Source organism: Sutterella sp. AM11-39 (genome assembly GCF_003472385.1).
Taxonomy (GTDB): Bacteria; Pseudomonadota; Gammaproteobacteria; order Burkholderiales; family Burkholderiaceae_F; genus Duodenibacillus; species Duodenibacillus intestinigallinarum.
The window spans coordinates 83,188-99,514 of record NZ_QRLV01000004.1 but is presented as its reverse complement, the minus strand read 5'-3'; the positions used below and the strand labels follow the sequence as shown (position 1 = coordinate 99,514).

The following is a 16,327-nucleotide window of genomic DNA, read 5'->3' as shown; positions in this document are numbered from 1 at the left end:
TGCATTCCGATTGATGCGAAACAGCCGAAAATAACTTCAGCGGCATTTTGTCGACTGGAGGAAAAAAATGAAGCGCAGAGTATTGATCGGCGGCGCGATGGCCGCAGGAGTCGCAGCCGGATTGCCGATTGCTTCGGCCGCACCGGAAAAGACCGGCAAGGCGGTACGTGCGGTTGCCAAGGTTGACGATGGCAGCGTTGTGAACGTTCCGCTTGCCAAGCGCACGGGGCCGAAGTCGGTGGTCTATTTCACTCGTGATTTGTCAGCTGACGGCTTGCGCAAGATCGTTGCCAAGGTTTCTACCGTTCTCACCGGCAAGGTGGCTGTGAAGCTGCACACAGGCGAAAAGGGAGGCCCCAACATTCTGCCGCGCGAGTGGGTTAAAGAGCTTCTTGCAAACGAAATCAAGAACGCCACGATCGTCGAGACCAACACTTATTATCCGGGGGATCGCGATACGACGGCCAAGCACCTTGACACGCTCAAGGTCAACGGCTGGACGTTTGCGCCCGTGGACATCATGGATGCCGACGGCACCGCGATGATTCCGGTCAAAGGCGCCAAGCACATCAAGGAAATCAGTGTGGGCAAGGGTTTGCTGAAGTATGACAGTCTCCTGACGCTTACGCACTTCAAGGGACACACGATGGGTGGCTTCGGTGGCTCGAACAAGAACATTTCCATCGGTTGCGCCGATGCACACACCGGTAAGAAACAGTTGCACGCCGGAGCTACCGGTCAGCAGTGGGGCATTACCGGCCGTGAATTCATGGAAAACATGGTTGATGCCACCAAAGGCATCACCGACCACTTCAAGGGACACGTCTGTTACGTCAATGTTCTGCGCCGCATGAGCGTGGATTGTGACTGCGCAGGAACGTCAGCCGAACCGCCTCGAGTGCCTGACATTGGGATATTTGCTTCGCTGGATCTGCTCGCGGTGGAACAGGCCTCCGTGGATGCCGTCTACGATCTGGGAGAGGCGAGCGCGCCGCTGCGTGAACGCATCGAAACGCGTCATGGTTTGCGCCAGCTCTCGGCCATGCGTGAAATCGGGCTGGGAAGCGAAAACTACGAGATCGTGGATCTGGACAAGGCCTAAACCGCGTTAGAACCTCTGATTTTGGACTCCGAGTCGCACGATCAGTACCGATCAAGGCGGCTCGGAGTTTTTTCCGGCTGGGCAGAACTTTCTGCCAGACGATGCAATGTTTTTCTTGAGCACCGAAAGAAGGAAGCTTACTAGCCGCCGGCAATGAACGCTCTGGCGCCGGACCCCATGAACTGTACGCCGATGCAGATCAAGAAAAAGCCGATGAGTTTGCTAAAGACAGCCATGCCCGAGGGACCCATACGGGTTGCACAGAATTCGCTTGAGCGCAGCGTGACCCAGGCGATGATGCTCGTGACCAGAATGGCCAACGTGGTGAGCAGGAAAGTTTCTGCCATGGAGGCAAATTCGGGAGCTTCCGCAATTTTTGTGGAGTAGCCGATGACGACGGCGATGGTGCCCGGTCCGGCGATGCCGGGCATTGCCAGCGGGAAGAATGAATAGTCCTCCTTACCGCGCTGAACCGCCGGGGCATTGTTCGGACCTTGGCCTCCGAACAGCATTTGTGTGCCGATGATTGCGATCACAAAGCCGCCCGCAACGCGCATGGCGCCGAAACTGATGCCGAAAAAGGAAAGGATCAGATTGCCGCCGATGAGGCTCACGAACATCACCGCGAACGAGTAGATAGCGGCAAGATTGGCCTGTTGCTTGCGTTGTTCATGCGTCATGCCCGCCGCAAGACTCATAAAGAGCGGAATTTTGGAAAGCGGATTGGTGATGACGACCAGCGAAATAAGTGCGCCGAGAAAATACTTGAAGCTGACGGAGTCCAGCATGATAAGCACCGATTTCGGGAAACAGAACCGAAATGAATGAGCCGCCTTTTAGTGACAGCGGATGTTGTAATTTGGCGCATCATACCAATGCCGGTGAAAATTGCTAAGCGGCACGAAAATTCATGTACAACATTGCGGCAAAACTGCTAACGCGTTTGGGCAGAGAAAGAACTCCGTCTCGGTTGAAGCGCCGGTCAGTCTTCGTTTCTCATAACAGCTCGGGCCGAGCAGCAGCGCGGTAACATCGGAACTTCTTCTGTGCGCGAAGCCGTCGCATCGGGCAACTTCGGCATGAGAGAGAGCGTCACCAGCAAGTGCGGCTGCATCAGGGGCTCCTTGGGAAACGCTTTTTTGAGCGCAGCATGAAATTGTTCATCCAGTGCGGTTTGTAGGGATGGCACGTCCGGTCCCTCGGCACAAATCGGTTTTTTCCGATCGAAGTCGTAGCAGCGGGCCGCAAACTTCTGCGCATCTTTGTCAAACGCCACCAATACTTCGGTTTTGATCGACAGGCCGAGGTGTACGGCCAGTTTCCAGCCGGGCAGACGCAGGGGGTAAGCAAGCGCAGAAGACATGCGGTTTCCTTCGGATTAAAGAGGATAAGTCCCACGCATTTTAGAGGCGGCCGACACGTTGCGAGCCCGCAGGAAAAGAAAACACACAAATATTGCGGCACCGCTTGCTTGCTGCTTGCGCCGACAGGGCTACAAAACGAAAATTGCGCTGCCTTGGGTTACGTCAAAAATTGATGCCGTCTTTACAGGGAAAAGCCCGCTGACGGGGTGGGGTGGCGAATTTCGCCCCTGCTAAAGCAGGCAAGGCACTACTAAAATTCTTAGACTGACTTTCGTGAAGACGGCACAGACCGTTGCCCCAGGAGTCAAACGCAACATCTAACCACAAAAAGGAGAAGTGCTATGTTTGGCGTCGTCGTTACGCTGCTGGCAGTCGTACTGCTCGCGTACTTCGTTATCAAAAACTACTATCCGCCTGTCATTCTTTTGGTGTTGGCTCTCGTCTTGCTGTTGATCGGTGCCTTCATGGGCAACCCGCCGGTTTCTGCCAAGACCGCCACCAACTTCCTCGGCTTTGACCTTGCTCAGGCCTTCACCGATCTCACCAAGAGCCGCATCGGCGGTTTGGGCCTCAACATCATGGCCATCGGCGGGTTCTCGTTCTACATGAACAAGATCGGCGCCTCTACGGCTCTCGTGAAGCTTTGCGTGCGTCCGCTTTCGGCCATTCATTCGCCGTACGTGCTGCTTGGTCTGACCTATGTTGTGGGCCAGTGCATGGCGCTTTTCATTAATTCCGCCGTCGGTCTCGGTCTGTTGCTGATGGCTTCGGTCTATCCGCTGCTCGTTCAGTTGGGTGTTCGCCGCGCCGCTGCCGCCGCCGTGATCGGTTCGACCTGCTGCTTGGACTTGGGCCCGAGTTCGTCCAACGCCATGCGCGCTGCCGACCTTGTCAATACCGACGTTGTGACGTACTTTGTGACCGGCCAGATCCCGGTTGCCATCTGCATCATTATTGCTGTGGCGGTGGGGCACGCTTTGGTGCAACGTTGGTTTGACCGCCGTGAGGCTGCCAAGGGCATCAAGGATGACACGAGCACCGTTGCCGGCGAAACCAAGGATGCCTTTGCCGACGCCGGTCCCGCTCACTACGCCATTCTGCCGATTCTGCCCTTGTTCCTGCTGATCATCTTCTCGCCGATGGTCTACAACGGCATCAAACTCGGTCTGGTGACAGCCATTGTGGTTTCGATTCTGATCGCCTTCCTGGTCGATCTCGTCACTCGCCGTGCCTTCAAGGACGTTTGCAAGAGCTTCCAGGCCTTCTTTGAAGGCATGGGCAAGGTCTTTACTTCGACCGTTTCGCTCATCATCTGTGCTGAACTTTTCGCTTTCGGTCTCACCAAGATCGGCGGCATCTCCACGATGATTCAGATGGCTGCCGCCCAGCAGGACGTCGGTCTGTACCTCATGCTCTTCGTGATGATGGGCATCATGGCCATCGCCACGATCGTGACGGGCTCGGGCAACTCCGCCTTCTTTGCCTTCTCGCCGCTGCTTCCCGAAGCCGCTGCAAGCGTCGGCTACAACACGATGGCTCTGGTTGTGCCCGTGCAGCTTGCCGCCAGTCTGGCTCGTCCGATGAGCCCGATTTCCGGCGTCATCATCGCTGTGTCCGGTATTGCAGGCTTGACGCCCATTGAACTCATCCGTCGCACGATTCCTGTGATGGTCCTGGGTATGATCGTCAACGTCATCGCTGCTCAAATCTTCCTCTAATACGCTAGGAGAGAAACAAATGGCATTGCTTATCAAAGGTGCGCACGTTTATGCGCCTGAAGACCTCGGCATTTGCGACGTTCTGACCGTCGGCAAACAGGTTGTTGCCGTCGGCAAGGACCTGACGGCAACACTGCCCGAACTCGAAACGATCGACGCCAAGGGTTTGATTCTTACGCCGGGCTTTATCGATCAGCACATCCACGTGACGGGCGGCGGCGGTGAAGGCGGCCCCAAGACGCGTACGCCGGAATTGGTTTTGTCCGAGCTGATCGCCTGCGGCACCACCAGCGTGGTGGGCGTGTCGGGTACCGACGGTTCGAGCCGCTCCATGCCCAATCTGCTCGGCAAGGTTCGAGCCCTTCAGGCCGAAGGCGTTTCGGCCTGGATGTACACAAGCAACTATGCTTATCCTCCGACGACGCTCACGAGCTGCGTGCGTGACGACCTGTATTTCGTTCCGGAAGTGTTGGGCGTCAAGATCGCCATGGGCGACCATCGCTCGAGCTTCCCCACGCAGGAAGAAGTGATGCGTCTTCTCACGCAGATCCGCGTGGGCGCTATGGTGGCGGGCAAGCTCGGTGTGCTGCACATCCATCTCGGCAACATCGTCGGTCCCTTCGATATGTTGCTTGAGTGCGTCAAGCGCGGCATGCCGATTCAGCACATCCGTCCGACGCACTGCGCGCGTCACCCCGATGTCTTCAAGGGCGCCATCGAATTCGGTCTTGCCGGCGGCTACGTCGACATCACCACGGGCGGCTCCTGCGCGGTCGGCACGCCTGCTCACGGCGTGAAGTCTGTACTGGAAGCCGGAGTGGCAGCCGACCACATCACGATGAGTTCCGACGGACACGGTTCCGTGCCGCGCTTCAACGATAAGGGCGAAATGATCGGCTTGGGAGTGGGCGGCGTTGCCTGCAACCTCAAGGAAGTCAAGCGCCTGATCGGTGAACTTGGTGTGCCGATGACCACGGCTCTTTCCGTGATCACGAGCAACGTCGCCAAGGCTCTGCAGCTGCCCGGCAAGGGCGTGGTGAAGGCCGGCAACTGCGCTGACCTTAACCTCTTTGACGAAAACATGAATCTGGTTCATGTCTTTGCCAAGGGCCGCCAGATGATGAAGGACGGTGAAATCATCGTGAAGGGCACATTCGAAGAGTAATTGCTCTTTAAGCGATAGGAAGATCCGTGCTGCGGTTCACCACCCGGCACGGATTTTTTGCAAGAATTCCTCAATCACATTTACGCACCGCAAACCAGCAAGGAAAAAGTCGTGCCGCTGTTTCACCGCACAAATGCCGCCAGCAAGCGCAAGACCGACGATATTGGTTCGTTCGGTCGGCTGGCTTTGACATGTGTGGCCGCGGGGTGCATCGGTTTTGCGCAACCTACGGGATGGGACTTCGAAGGTCATCCAACGTCAGGCAAGCAGTCTGAATTTTGTAGCCGGCAAGCACGCTCTTTTTCAGATTTTCGACTTTGTCCAAAAAGACACCTTCTCGGAAGGATTTCTTTTGACGTTTCACTTCGGCAACAAAGGCTGATTTTCTGTCGCGCCCAACCGCAATGATGTCGACTGCGTTCTGATTTCCTTGCGCGCCTCTTTCCTGTTTCCACCAGGAACCGACAGCCGTGTACTTTCTGGTGCGCATCAATTTTTGACGGAAAAACTGTTCAAGCATCGGCCCGCTGAACGTTTCGTAGGATTCTGCGATGTCGTGTTCCAAAACCGAAGACATGCCGTTATCGATCAAGCCTTGGTTGCCTTCAATGTATCGGAACCAAAACCGAAGAAACGGGTCGCAAATTTGCCATCGAACTGAACGAGTGTTGGGCTTGGCCAAGATGGGCCTCATTTTTTCAATGAACCCGTACAGTTCAAGTCGTTCTAGGTAAGAATTCAGAGGCCCTACGCCGATGAGATCTGCAATCCGAGGCGCTTGAGTCTGCCCGTGAGCCAGAGCTCGAAGTATGGAAATATACGTCGATTGACCTGCGCCCACTTCCAAACGCAAAAGGTCGTAGCCTTCGGATAAAAACAACGATCCCGGACGCACCGTCCATTCGAACATTTGTTCCTTATGATAAATGCCGTTGTCGACAAAATCCGCCACATATAAGGCAACGCCGCCGGTAATGCAGTAGAGCGCCAGCAAGTCATCGTTGGTAACCCTGACCGGTGCTTGTTCAACAAGAGAGATCAGCTCATCGGCAGCAAAAGGTCGCAGATGAATCTTTGTCGTTGCACGCCCGAAAAGAGGCTCTCGATCGTCTTCAAAGATTTTCTTCATCATGGAATATGACGAGCCGCTCAGGATCAGGTGCATGTGTGTCTGATCCTTATTGCTGTCCCAGATGTCTTGAATGCGAGCAAACAAACCGGCGTTAACCTTGGCGAGATTCTGAAACTCGTCCATCACCAGCGAAAAATGGTGATGTCGAGCATGAAGCATCAGAACCTCAAAAAGTCCTGCAAACGAGGTCAAACCTTCAGGGACGATCGGGCCCAGCGCCGCAACGGTTGCCTGTGTCAGTCTGGCAACCAAATCCTTCTCCGTAGCGGCAGTCATGAACCACGTCACCGATGGTTTGTTCTTGAGGCTCTCGCGTATCAGCGTTGTCTTCCCGACACGTCTTCTGCCGGTTACAACGGTCATTCGAGATGGACCATGAGCCGCTCCTCTAAAAGCAGTCTCCAATGCTTCGAGTTCTTGTTTTCTACCGATGAAATGCATGGGTTTCCTAATATCTAATAACCACTATTATGATAACTATGGTTATTATAACGGAAGTTTTTTATATTTGACCACGGTCATGTCCGGAAACGCTACGCTATTTGGTGCGTTTGCTTGTGAAGCTGTTTGGTCAGTCGCAGTAGCACGAACTTGCCAAAAGTTCTTGAGCGTTCTGCCCTTTTTTGCTTTCGGCGGAGGCCCTGATGCTGATTGTTTTGGTCAGATCATTGCAGTTGAGGAAACAGCTTCCCAAATCGAAGAGGAAATTGGCAAATCCGGGCTGATTTAGCATTTCTCCGCTTATTTTGCGAAGTGAAGCCTCGGGCGGCAACGCGAAGTCAATGCGTTGGGCTGTGTCGTCCACCTTGATTTCCTTGTCGCAATAGGTACCCCAGAAAGGATCCAGGCAGAGGCGAGTTCGACCGCAATCAAAAATGAGACCGCAATCAAACGGATCTTTTGAGGCCGAGTTTCTTGCATATGTCCAAGTTTGTGGAGTAGCCGTCGGTTCAATCGAAAAGCTGCCGTAGGGAAAACACAGGAACGCACGCCGAGCATCCGACTCGAAACGGTCGGATGCAAAGCGTTCGGAGGAGACAAGAGGGTTTGGCTAGTTAACGAAAAATCTACCCAATCTCCCATAACGGGTTCCATAGCAACGTTAAACTTGGAAAAAGAAGAGACGAGCTCGCTCAAAGACAGCGAAGGCCATCATGACGCTGTACTCCATCGGGATCGTTGCCAAACATTACGGTGTGTCGCACAGCACTATTCGCCGTTGGGCTGAGAAAAGCCTTCTTGCCGTAGCCTGCCGCACGTTTGGCGGTCACCGTCGATTCGATCTGCAATTGAATCCGGTGGCAAGCGGTGTCGAACACAAGCATCTTGGTTATGCCCGCGTCTCTTCCCACGATCAAAAAGAAGACCTGATTCGGCAGGCAGAACGACTCAAGCAGGCCGGTTGCTCGGAAGTCATCACCGACATCGGATCCGGTCTTAACTGCAACAAGCCCGGTCTCAGGGCACTTCTCAACCGCATCCTGAAAGGTCACGTTCACACTCTTTCTGTTGTATACGAAGATCGGCAGCTGCGTTTCGGAACCGCCCTGATTCGATTGATGTGCCGCAAAACCGGGACGGATATGCGAGTTTTGGAGGAAGCATCTCCCAAAACCTTCGAGGAAGAATTGGCCAAGGATATCGTGACGCTGTTGACTGTTTTCTGTGCCCGTCTATACGTAAAACGCAGTCACAAGAACAAAACACAAAGTCTTTGAGCTATGATCGGCGTTCCTTCTCAGCAGTACCGGAAGAAGCCGACCATGCAGCAGACCGAACTGGCCGATCCACATTTTGTCGACGCAAAGCGAATCAAGGAGCTTGGCAACGCCGCCGAGCTTCCCGCTTACCGCACCATGGTCCGTTGTTTGGACGAAATCTCGGTCGAAAAGAACCGGGAGCAGCTCGAAGCGCTTCTGAGAGCCTTCGGCAAAGAACGCCAGCACTTCATTGATCTTCTTTTCACACGCGATCACCGAGCCTTTTGCATCGGCAACCGCTGGCGCAAGCTCAGAGACGCCTTGGTGATGGAGAAGTACCGTTCTTCCTACGGTCTGCAAGCGCGTCATTGGAAGATGGCGCTTCAAACTGCAGCGGCCACCGTTTCCAACTACTGGCGTCTTGTGCAAGCCAACGCTTTGAGCCGAATTCGGAGAAAGGCTTGGTTTGCCCGTCTCAATAAGCTCGAGCAGCGCTACGTGCATTTTCTTCTCGGCTCTCTTTCCGAAGACTTCTTCACAATGCTTGACGGCAAATGTCCCTCAGTCGTGACGGACACTGAGAAGGAGTCCGTCGCCAGCCGCAAGGGATTGTGCAAAGCGATGGTGCGCACGATTCACGACGAGCAAGGCAAAAGACCGAAACACGGCAGGGACGCGAGCGTTTGGTTTGACTGCTCGTGCTACAAAGCTGTCGTTGTCGGAGAGCAGGTACGACTGGATTTGATGTCGCTTACGCCCGGGGTGCGCTTGACGCTCTACGTCAAAGGAAGCATACCGGTCTCGAGCACGCTCAAGCTCGTCAAGCACCCGGACGGGACCATGGCGTTGCACGTTCAGAAATCCATGAGCAAATCGGATATCCGTCCGATTGATTCACCGAAAGCTTCCCGTGGAAAGCTTTATTGCCGTGCGCTTGATCTTGGTTTTACGGAAGTGGCAACGGACGATGCGGGAAATCGTTTCGGTACATGTTTGGGTGAAAAGCTCACGGGCTATGCCCGATATCTCGATGCCAAGCTCAAGGAGAGAAATAAGCTTATGGCTCGGACACAGAAAACGGGTAAGGCCAAGCGACGCCGTATGCTGCGCTGTAATTTGGGTTCAAAGAAATTCACAAAGGAATTGCAGCGCATCCGTACGGAAATCCAAAACACCGTCAACAAGGCGCTAAACGACATCCTCAGGCAAAGCCCGGCGCAGGTCTATGCCTTGGAAGATCTGTCGCATCGCTTTACGTTTGAGGGCAAATACAGCCGAGAGGTGCGCAACCTGTTGAGCAAATGGGTCAGAGGCACGATCAGAGATCGGTTTCTCTTTAAGTCGGCCAAGGCGGGCGTACAGGTGGTGTTTGTGCCGGCGGCCTATTCGTCACAGCATTGCCCGGAGTGCGGCTACACAGCCGGAGAAAATCGACAGGGTGATCGGTTTGAGTGCAAGCACTGCGGCCATAAGGCGCAGGCCGATCAAAACGGAGCGCTGAATCTGCTTCTCAGGGTCAACGATCCGGAGTACAGGCGCTACATGAGTAAGGAAGCGGTCAGGAAATTGGAACGGGGCCGATACGAAGCGTGGTGCAAATCAAGGCAGGAAGAGCCGATCAAGGAAGCCTCGAACAAAAAGAGGCTCAAGAAAGCGGCGTAAAACCAAAGAAACCGACAGAGAACGAACAACAAGCTTAACCAAAGGAGAGCGAAGAGAAATTTAAAAACCGCTGAGGCGCCCACAGGGAGCCCGGAGAAGAGGAAGAAGACAGGGGCGGCGAAGCCGGAGACGGTCTAGTCGCGAAAAGCCCGAAGGGTCGAGTCGACAGACCTCACCGAGGACGAAAGTGGAGTGCTGAAAAGAAAAAGGCGCCGTTGGAATCGAGAGAACCGTTGGGCGCCTGACTGACCTCACGGAGAAATCTGTGGGTGCTCAGAGCGAACAAATGTCAAAAAGCGTGTGCGGTAGATTTGGCGCTTTTTGATAAACGGCATCTATCTCAACCATGCTCATAGGAACCTGCGAAACGCCGTTTATCTAGGACCCGGGCCCGGACCGGGGCCTCCCGATCCCCAACCGCCGGGACGTCCGCCGTGGTGCGGTCCGGGTCCCGGATGATGCGGCGGCGGTGCGGGCCGGCGTGGCGGAGGAGGCGGAGGAGCGGCCGGACGAGGCGGCGGAGCCGGCGGTTGGTAGCGCGACAGCCAATAGTCGCGGTATTCCAACGGCGTGTACCGGTGTCCTCCGTAATTCCAGTAGTGACCGTCCCAGTGGCCGTGACCGTAATTGTCTCGAATCCACTCTCGCTGCAGGGCGTCTCCGACGCCGATCAGGATATCGGCAAGCAGTTGATCGGAATGCGAGTGGGCAAATGCAAGACACGGTACACTCGTAAGCGCCAAAGCGGCAACGGATGTCTGCAGTATGTGGCGTCGAGTCAGTGTGGTCATTTTTTCGGTTCTCTCAAACGGTTCAATCAAATTGGCGGTTTAACGAGGTCCGGGGCCACCGGGGCCGCGATCATTACCCGGACCTCTGCTGGGGCCGTTACCGCCGGGACCCGGGCCTCGACCCTGGTTGCCGGGGCCTCTTCCGCCGTTGCCCGGACCACCGGGACCGCGGCCGGGAGGATTGCCGGGGCCGCAGGGACTGTTGCCGCAGGGCGGGGGATTACGGTTTGGGCCCGGTGCCGGACGAGGTTGCGGGCGCGGAGCGGGCGGCTCATAGCGAGACAGCCAGAAATCTCGATATTGGGTCGGCGTGTAACGGCGGCCTTCATAGTGCCAGTATCGGCCGTCCCAACGACCTTGACCGTAGTGCTCACGGATGTAGTCACGCTTCATGGCGTCGCCCACACCGATCAGAATGTCGGCGAGGAGACTGTCGGCATTGGCAAGCGCAATGCCCGGAACGGCACCGAGTGCGAGAGCCGCAGCAGCGCCCTGAACGAGACGGCGACGGGAAAGAGTGGTGTTTGTCATGTTCGTCTCCTGGGAAGACTTGGAAAAGATCGCTGAAAAAGACTTTTGTTCCTGGCAATTATCTTATTCCGCGAAAAAGTAAGTCAGCGTAAAGATTTACTCTCAAAGTGCGAAATTGTGAGCGAAATCAGTACGAACCGAGATTCAGTTTACAGCCGCAGACGAGCAACTTGAGCCGGGGAAGTCAAAAAATCAATTCAGATTGGGCACTGTTGCCGCGTTTGAGGTGTAGGGTCGGCAGGACAACGGCAAGTTCCGGATCTTCCGGGGTTTTGCGCCAGGCGACGATAAAGCCGATTTCGGCGGACTGCACCGTAAAGCCGCTCTTTTTGAGCTGCGCTAGGCGAGCTTGGAAAGCGCGGGAGTAAACGACAAGGCGCACGACGTCGGTCGATGTGCGGATCGTGAGGCCCTCTTCGATGGGGGTGAGAGGAAAACCCGAGCGCATCGACAGAATCAATCGCTTCTTGTCTTCGAAGTAGTCGAGCCACACGTCTTCGTGAGTAAGCGTAAGCGTGAGTTCGTCGGGCGCGTTGTATGCGGTTTTGTCAATCGACGGATGAACGGCATCGGGAAGCGTCTGATTGAGGAGCGCTCCGCGGTAGTGAATGGTAAGGTCAAAGCGCGCGCGGGTCATGCCCACATAGAGCTTGCGCCGGGCGTCGTCGTCTTCAAAGGAGCGCGAAGCGTAGAGAATGTAGACGTGATCGAACTCGCGCCCCTTGGCTTTGTGTATGGTGGAAACAACGATGCTCGAAGCCGTGCGCTCGAACGTGTCCTCAAGTACCGATTCGCGCAGGAATTCCTCAAAGTCGGCAAGGTAGAAAAAACCTTCGGCGGGCAAGATGGCTGTGAAGGACTCGATGAGGCGCAGGACGTTGTCGATCCAGATGCTTGCGCCGTAATTGGCTCTGAGCCACTGCGCGGCGTCGGCAAAAAGACGCACGGAGGCGCGCTTTTGGCCGTGCATCTGCGCCGTCATGTATTTGAGCAGCGCACGCACTTCGGCAAGATTGGCAAGGCTCACGCTCTTTTGCGACTGGATGAGCGAAACGGCAACTCCCGTTTTCTTCAGCATGGCGCACAGCGTGAAGGCCTCTTCGTTGGTGTTGGTGAGTACCGCGCAGCTGCCCGAAAGTTTGCCGCAGGAAAGATCCGCAATGATGCCCTTGACGAGTGCTTCTTCGAAGTGTTCGAACGTGTGACTCACGAGACGCACCGATCCCGTGTCGTTTCGTACCGCCGTCAGAGCGTGTGTCTTTAAACGCGCCTTGATTTTGCTCACGAACGCGTTGCTGAAGTCGACCACAGCGGGCGTGCTGCGGTAGTTTTCCGTCATTTCGTGGCGCACGGCGTCGCGTTTGGCAAGCAGATCCTGCATAAAACGTCCGTCGGCGCCGCGGAAGGCGTAGATGTTTTGGTCGTCGTCGCCCACGGCGATCACGCGCAGGGTTTCGTTGTGTTCAATGAGCGCCTCGACCAATTCGGCTTCGGAGGCGTCCATATCCTGCGCTTCGTCGATTACAAGCACCGTCTTGCCAATGCGCGAGGGCTCGGCGTTGCCCGAGGCGATCTCTTTGGCCGCTTTGCGGACAATGCCGTCGGCTTCCTGCAGCGAACCGTAACGCCCGAGCACGTCAAAAGCATAGGAGTGGAAGGTCTTGATGTCGACGAAGTAGGCCGCTTTGCCTACGAGCTCAATCAGGCGGCGCTTAAATTCCGTGGCGGCCGCCCGCGAGAAGGTGAGCATCAGGAGCTGTTCGCTGCGAACGTCTTCGCGCACGAGAAGGCTCGCGAGCTTATGCACGAGGACGCGCGTCTTACCGCTGCCGGGACCTGCGGCCACCACCACGAACTGAGCTTGCTCATCGATGATCGCGCGCTGCTTTTCGGAGAGCTGGCCGAAGATGCGGTTGCGCAGAGCCGGAGTCAGGCCCAAATTGAGTTCATCGGCGGCGGTTCCTGCAAAATACTTGCTCAGGAATTCCTGATAGTCGAGTTCGAAGTAGTCGCGCACGTATTGCAGAGCCGCTTCGTAGTCGGCAAGCATCAGGTTGGCGTAGCGACCGACGATGTGTACCTGCTGAACTTTCTGGCGGTAGTGTTCCGAAAACTGCGCGTAGTCCTGCTTTCGGTAGCGGCGCTTGTTGTCGAGCTCGACGCGTTCAAGCGTCATGCCCTGATACGAAACCATGAAGCCGCCTTCAAGCGAGAGGACACCGGTGCGGTGCAGGAACAAAAGCGCGTTTTCGACGTCGCGCAGCGTGACAGGCGTCTCGGTGAGCCAGCTCTGCTGTCGGTAGTCTCGCAGCAGTTGCACGGCCGAAAAGGAGAGCGCAACGTAGTCGGAAGACCCGGCACGTGCGCCGTTTTGGGCCATCGCTTTGAGCGACTCCACGATAAAGGCGCACAAGTCGGCCCGCATCTGCGCGGCGGCTTCAAGTTCCTGCGTCGAACGTTTGGTCACGAGCGATACATTCTGAGAGCCTCGCGTGCGGCGCATTTCATCAAGCAACCCAGCCGCTTTCAGGTACATCAAAAGGGTCGTGATCTTCTTGACATCGCTTGCCGAGCCGCCTGCCAAGGCTTCGTTATTGAGTTCCTTGAGATTGAAGTCGGCGCGGCCGCCGTCGGAGAGCCGCCGGATGAGCAGCGATTCGAGATTCTGATAGGTTCCTAAGACAGCGGAGGCCGATTTGAGCTGGCGTCGGCTCACCGTGGCCGACATATCGTTGTCGTCGTGCAGAACGCCCGCTTGCCGCAGTTTCCCGATGACGGCGACGACTTGAGGCAGGGCGATGCCCAGACGGTCGGCCAGCCAATCGGTGCGTGTCTCGGCCGGTTCGCCCTTGGTTTTATAGCCGCTGCGCGCAGAAATGAGCGAAGCGACGATGCGCACGGCTTCGTTGCGTTCGGCTTCGGTTGCAAAGAGAGGACTTGCCTCGATGCGTTCTCGGGCCTCGATCGTGCTTTTAACGGCAACGCTTGTGGCGTAGACGCGCGGCGCGTTCATGGAGCGGCGCACGTAACCGGCGATTTCCAAGGCGGCGATCGCGTTCTTAACTTTGGTGTCAAGCTGCAGTTCGTCGTACTCGAGGCCGGCTTTACGCGCGAGTTCGAGCGGCGAAATCGAGAAGCGCCTGCTTTTTACCGACTTTATGGCGTTCCAAATGAGCTGAATGTCGGCAAGCGTCAGCTTGGACTGCCGCAGCAGCGCAAAGTGCGTGTTGAGGTCTTCCTCGTTAAAGAGAATGCAGCACTGAGCCTGCAGCGACTCGTCCCGACCTGCGCGGCCCGATTCCTGAACGTAGTTTTCAAGCGATGAGGATATGTTGTAGTGCACCACCAGGCGCACGTCCTTTTTGTCGACGCCCATGCCGAAGGCGTTAGTGGCGACGATCGTCTTGACCTGGCCCGCGATGAACGCATCCTGATTGGCGCTTTTTTCGGCAGCATCCATGCGTCCGGCAAACGCGACGGCTTCCAGACCGTCGGCGGTGAGAGCCGCGGCAAGTTCCTTGGTTTCCCGCACGGTGGCAACGTAGACAATAGCCGGACCCTCGGCGGCCTCGAGGAGTTCTCGCAGACGCGCGTAGCGATCCGCGTCGTTTTCAACGTGAATGACGCGGTAGCTCAAGTTCTTGCGTTCGGCAGACGTCGCAAGGATGCGCAATTCCAGTCCGAGTCTTTGCTTGAAGTAGTCGCAGATGTCCTGAATAACTTTCTGTTTGGCCGTGGCGGTAAAGCAGGAAACGGCAATTTTGCTGTTTGCACCGTAAAAATCTTCCAGCTTTTTGATGAAGTCCGCGATGAAAAGATAGTCGACGCGGAAATCGTGCCCCCAGACCGAGAAGCAGTGCGCTTCATCGATTACAAAGCGTGTCACGCGGCGTTGCTGCAGTGCGGCAAGAATGGAGCGGGAACGCAGTGACTCAGGGGCGATGTACAAAAGCGTTGCTTCGCCGCTGATGACGGCTTCAAGAGCGCGCGAGCGCTCGATCGGGCTCAAAAGTCCGTTAATCGTGACCGCGCGGCTGATACCCTTGGAGACGAGGTTTTCTACCTGATCCTTCATCAGAGACTGCAGAGGCGAAATGACAACCGTAAGCGCACGGGTGAGCTCGCCCTGCATCAAAGCGGGCAGTTGAAAAGTGATGGATTTGCCGCCGCCCGTGGGAAAGACCGCAAGCAACGACTCGCCGCCCACCGCAGCACGCGCGGCCATTTCCTGCAGGGGTTCGTCGTTGTAGGTTCTGAATGAATCAAAGCCGAAAAAGCGAGAAAGCCCCGTCTTGACGTCGAGCCTTTCCTTGCAATACGGACAGCCCTTGCTGCAGGGCGTAAATCGCAGCGCCTCGAGCACCGCCTGCGTGGCCGGGTAATTGGTGTTGACCCAGGGCGGAATGACATCGGCGGGTTCTGCCGCGCGAATGAATGCAAGCGCGTAGGCAAGTTCAGCCGGTCGGCGCTTGGCCAGACCGTCGAGATCGGCGTGAATGCACAACCTGTCGGCCATCAGGCGCTTGATCACGCCCGCAGGATCGGCAAAGGTTGGCGTCTGAACGTTAAGGCATCGGAAAAAGCCCGCAAACTCCGGTCGGTTTTTGAGCATCGCGCAGAAAAGTCGCTGCAGTACGCCGGGCAACTCATTGAAGGCCGCCACTTCCTCTTCGAAAAGAGACATCGCTTTGCGGGCGTCCGACAGGGGATTGTTGAGTTCGTCGGTGAGCAGCTTTTCGTCCTTGAGAAGCTTGTGAAAGCGCTTGCGCGGAAAAAGAAGCGCCGAAAGCGGCAGGGTATCGACAGGCTGCGGTCCGTCGCCCAAAACGGGGCGCAGATACTGCATGTCGAAGGCCACGATGTTGTGGCCGCACACATATTCGGCACCCTTGCAGAATTCTTTGAAGGCCGCGACGTTGCTGGAGTGAAAAAAGCGACCGTCGGGGCGGCAGGCTCCCAAATCAACGATTTTCCCGGTTTCGGGAGACACTTCGGCATCAATAAAGACAATCGTGTCCCGATTGATGGTGCCCGGCAGCTGCACGGGACCTGCGGCCAAAGTGGGTAGGTTACTCATTGATTTTCGAACAAGGTTTGACTCAAAAAGTGCGGGTTTACTCACGCGCTTGGATTTTAAGGCGCGCAATGCGCTTTGTCCCGAA

General features: G+C 56.1%; 12 protein-coding genes. 6 read left to right on the top strand and 6 right to left on the bottom strand.

The window, feature by feature from the left end:
* Nucleotides 1-67: 67 nt before the first annotated feature.
* Entirely contained in the window at nt 68-1,102 is a 1,035-nt protein-coding gene (locus tag DW133_RS04815) for a DUF362 domain-containing protein (protein WP_118275510.1), read from the top strand.
* A 140-nt stretch (nt 1,103-1,242) separates the two neighbouring features.
* Here DW133_RS04815 and DW133_RS04810 read toward each other — a convergent pair whose 3' ends face one another.
* Together DW133_RS04810 and DW133_RS04805 are read right to left on the bottom strand one after the other, a co-directional pair.
* Nucleotides 1,243-1,890 (bottom strand): MarC family NAAT transporter, encoded by a 648-nt coding sequence (locus DW133_RS04810; RefSeq protein WP_118275509.1) that lies wholly within the window; start codon nt 1,888-1,890, stop codon nt 1,243-1,245.
* A 194-nt stretch (nt 1,891-2,084) separates the two neighbouring features.
* Complete coding sequence (locus DW133_RS04805) at nt 2,085-2,465, bottom strand: hypothetical protein (protein ID WP_118275508.1); 381 nt, start codon at nt 2,463-2,465, stop codon at nt 2,085-2,087.
* A gap of 342 nt (nt 2,466-2,807) precedes the next feature.
* Here DW133_RS04805 and dcuC point away from each other — a divergent pair, with 342 nt between their 5' ends.
* Together dcuC and iadA are read left to right on the top strand one after the other, a co-directional pair.
* Nucleotides 2,808-4,184, top strand: a complete 1,377-nt coding sequence (dcuC, locus tag DW133_RS04800) for a C4-dicarboxylate transporter DcuC (RefSeq protein WP_118275507.1) — start codon at nt 2,808-2,810, stop codon at nt 4,182-4,184.
* Between the two features lie 19 nt (nt 4,185-4,203).
* Nucleotides 4,204-5,349 (top strand): beta-aspartyl-peptidase, encoded by a 1,146-nt coding sequence (gene iadA, locus DW133_RS04795; RefSeq protein ID WP_118275506.1) that lies wholly within the window; start codon nt 4,204-4,206, stop codon nt 5,347-5,349.
* 226 nt (nt 5,350-5,575) lie between these two features.
* Here iadA and DW133_RS04790 read toward each other — a convergent pair whose 3' ends face one another.
* Nucleotides 5,576-6,922 carry an ATP-binding protein gene (locus DW133_RS04790; protein WP_118275505.1) on the bottom strand — a complete coding sequence of 449 codons (1,347 nt, stop codon included), beginning with the start codon at nt 6,920-6,922 and terminating at the stop codon, nt 5,576-5,578.
* Between DW133_RS04790 and DW133_RS09985 the strand changes: the two genes are divergently transcribed.
* The 3 genes from DW133_RS09985 to DW133_RS04775 all read left to right on the top strand — a co-directional run bounded on the left by DW133_RS09985 (nt 6,921) and on the right by DW133_RS04775 (nt 9,843).
* Entirely contained in the window at nt 6,921-7,211 is a 291-nt protein-coding gene (locus tag DW133_RS09985; protein WP_147408875.1) for a hypothetical protein, read from the top strand. The genes DW133_RS04790 and DW133_RS09985 overlap by 2 nt on opposite strands.
* Nucleotides 7,212-7,635: 424 nt before the next feature.
* Nucleotides 7,636-8,199: an IS607 family transposase gene (locus DW133_RS04780; protein WP_118275503.1), complete on the top strand. Its 564-nt coding sequence runs from the start codon at nt 7,636-7,638 to the stop codon at nt 8,197-8,199.
* A 45-nt stretch (nt 8,200-8,244) separates the two neighbouring features.
* Nucleotides 8,245-9,843 carry a zinc ribbon domain-containing protein gene (locus DW133_RS04775; protein WP_158571118.1) on the top strand — a complete coding sequence of 533 codons (1,599 nt, stop codon included), beginning with the start codon at nt 8,245-8,247 and terminating at the stop codon, nt 9,841-9,843.
* A gap of 374 nt (nt 9,844-10,217) precedes the next feature.
* Here the strand turns inward: DW133_RS04775 and DW133_RS10025 are convergent, their stop codons facing one another.
* The 3 genes from DW133_RS10025 to DW133_RS04765 form a co-directional block, all read right to left on the bottom strand.
* Complete coding sequence (locus DW133_RS10025) at nt 10,218-10,634, bottom strand: hypothetical protein (protein ID WP_158571117.1); 417 nt, start codon at nt 10,632-10,634, stop codon at nt 10,218-10,220.
* 39 nt (nt 10,635-10,673) lie between these two features.
* Nucleotides 10,674-11,165 carry a hypothetical protein gene (locus DW133_RS10100; protein ID WP_199588798.1) on the bottom strand — a complete coding sequence of 164 codons (492 nt, stop codon included), beginning with the start codon at nt 11,163-11,165 and terminating at the stop codon, nt 10,674-10,676.
* Nucleotides 11,166-11,349: 184 nt separating this feature from the next.
* Nucleotides 11,350-16,242, bottom strand: a complete 4,893-nt coding sequence (locus DW133_RS04765) for a RecQ family ATP-dependent DNA helicase (RefSeq protein WP_118275501.1) — start codon at nt 16,240-16,242, stop codon at nt 11,350-11,352.
* Between the last annotated feature and the right edge of the window lie 85 nt (nt 16,243-16,327).